The sequence below is a fragment of the bacterium genome (assembly GCA_035528375.1).
In the GTDB taxonomy this organism is placed as follows: Bacteria; RBG-13-66-14; RBG-13-66-14; order RBG-13-66-14; family RBG-13-66-14; genus RBG-13-66-14.
This window is the reverse complement of record DATKYS010000078.1, coordinates 1-2,056: the sequence shown is the minus strand read 5'-3', so window position 1 is coordinate 2,056 and position 2,056 is coordinate 1. Positions and strand designations below refer to the sequence as shown.

The 2,056-nt window shown below is 65.1% G+C and carries 3 protein-coding genes; 2 read left to right on the top strand and 1 reads right to left on the bottom strand.

The window, feature by feature from the left end; translation table 11 throughout:
* A partial coding sequence (locus tag VM054_06270) for a hypothetical protein (protein ID HUT98663.1) occupies window positions 1–347 on the bottom strand: 347 nt, incomplete at its 3' end.
* A gap of 198 nt (window positions 348–545) precedes the next feature.
* Here VM054_06270 and VM054_06265 point away from each other — a divergent pair.
* Window positions 546–1,127 carry a sigma-70 family RNA polymerase sigma factor gene (locus tag VM054_06265; protein HUT98662.1) on the top strand — a complete coding sequence of 194 codons (582 nt, stop codon included), beginning with the start codon at window positions 546–548 and terminating at the stop codon, window positions 1,125–1,127.
* A gap of 108 nt (window positions 1,128–1,235) precedes the next feature.
* A complete protein-coding gene (locus VM054_06260; protein HUT98661.1) occupies window positions 1,236–1,931 on the top strand; it encodes a hypothetical protein in 696 nt (231 codons plus the stop codon).
* Window positions 1,932–2,056: the final 125 nt, after the last annotated feature.

Genomic DNA, 2,056 nt, shown 5'->3' with positions numbered 1-2,056 from the left:
CCTTTCAGTATCAAAATCCCCACCACGATCAGCGCCACCCCGAGCCAGCCCGGGATCGAGGCCCAGAAACCGATCCACAGCGGCAGGCCCATGAATGTGCAGCCCAGGAAGCACGACAGCCCGATGAGGAAGAGGATGAGGCCGGAGATGAAGTATTTCGTCGCCCGCTCCCGGGGCGTTTTTTTCTTCCGCTCGATGTCGGTCAGCCAGTCGGGCGGCGTGATGCCCTGGCGCAGCGCCTCCATCCTCTCCTCGTGCACGAGCTTCTTGCGCCGGAAGTCAAGCCAGATGGCCAGCATCCCGATGCCGATCCCCATGAAGACCGCGGTGAACCCCACTACATCCATGAAAGCCCCCGTCCGCTGTATTCGCCTCGCACCCTTGGATACGCCCCGGTCGGGACCGGTTTCGCTCACGCGCTACTTCGTTTCACCTTGACGATACTACCACATCGTCCTACCATTGGAAAATTGAGTCAGACACCGGTAAAAGCGCCGAAACCGATACGGCCTTTTTTGTATCAAAGGGTTTGAGGGCCGTTTCATTTGGAGACGGAACGCGAACAGGAACTGATTCGCCGGGCGATAGAGGGTGACGAGAACGCATTCGCCGAGCTGGTGCACGCCACACAGGATTTAGTTTACACGTGCTGTTACCGCGTCCTGCGCGACCCCCGGGCGGCCGAGGAGGCGGCGAACGAGGCCTACCTGCGGGCCTGGCGCGGTCTGGCCGGTTTCCGCTTCCAGGCGAAATTCTCCAGTTGGATATTCCGCATCGCCCACAACGCCGCGGTGAGGATGGCGACCCGGCGGCGCCTGGAAACGGTCTCCATGGACGACAGGGAGCACCCGGGACTGGCTCAGGCGGCCGTGGAGGAGCCCTCGGTGGAGCGCAGGTTGGAGGCGGACGCTGAGATGGTGCTCGTCCGCGGGCTTCTGGGCGAACTGCCCGAGAACGAGCGCCGGGCCATCGAGCTGGCGTACCTGGAGGGCGTGGATTACCGAGACGCCGCCGCGGCCCTCGGGTGTCCCGTGGCCACCCTCAAGACCTGGGTCCACCGGGGGAGGAAGAAGCTGCGGGAGCTATACATCGAGCGGACGGGTGATTCGTTCGGGGTTGCCGGGTAAGACCGGTTTGGGCTATGCTTTACGGGGGGTGACGATGGACGCCGACGAGCTGAGGGATTTTTTAGCCCAAAGTAGTCGGTCGAGCGGGGAAGGGGGAGCAGCGGTAATATGGACGCCGACGAGCTGAGGGAACTCTTCGACCGATACGCGGCCGGTGAGCTTTCTCCCGAGGAGCGGGAGGCCTTCCTCCGCGCCCTGGAGAGGGTGCGGCGTAAGGTCGAGGGCGTCGAGGAGCGGGTCGGCCGGCTGGAAGGGGAGATTTCCGACCGGGTGGACCGGGCCCTCTCCCGGTTGGAGCGGTTCGACGCCCCCGATTCGACTGGTGGAATCGAGGGGCGGGTGGACCGGGCCGTGGAGAAGCTGGACGCCGGGCTCGCCGAGGGCGGGGAAAAGCTCCGGCGCAGGCTGGACCTCCTGGATGAGCTGGACCTCGCCCGGCGGATCGAGGAAAAACTTCAGCGGGCGGTGCTCTTCCGGGCTCCGGAGAATCTGAGTGCCGCCGTGATGCGGGGCGTTTCCGCCGAGAAGCGGCCGAAGGTGTTCATCCCGCCGATGCGCCGCTCGTTGATGCCCGCCGTGCTACTGGGGGGCGGTCTCCTCGTGGCGTTGACGGTCGGCGCCGCCGCCATTCTGCCCCTGTTCGGGGTAAACCTCGGCGTGAATCTCGGCGGGATCGAGCTTCCCGACTGGTTCACGATGATTCCCGCGGGCCTTTCGGCCTGTTTCGGCGCGGGCATGGTCCTGCGGACCCTTTTGCGCGCCAGGAACGACCCGGCCTTCAAGACCGCCGCGAAGAGAGGGTAGAAAACGATGGACGGCGACCTTCTGCCCGACGGCCGGCGCGAGGTGAGCGTCCTCTTCACCGACCTGGAAGGTTTTGGCGAGTTGACCGAGAAGCTGGGCGACGGGCGTGTCGCCGCCATTTTGGC

Excerpts from the sequence above, each read along its gene's own strand:
- VM054_06260 (HUT98661.1), top strand. The coding sequence starts at position 1,236 with ATGGACGCCGACGAGCTGAGGGAACTCTTCGACCGATACGCGGCCGGT.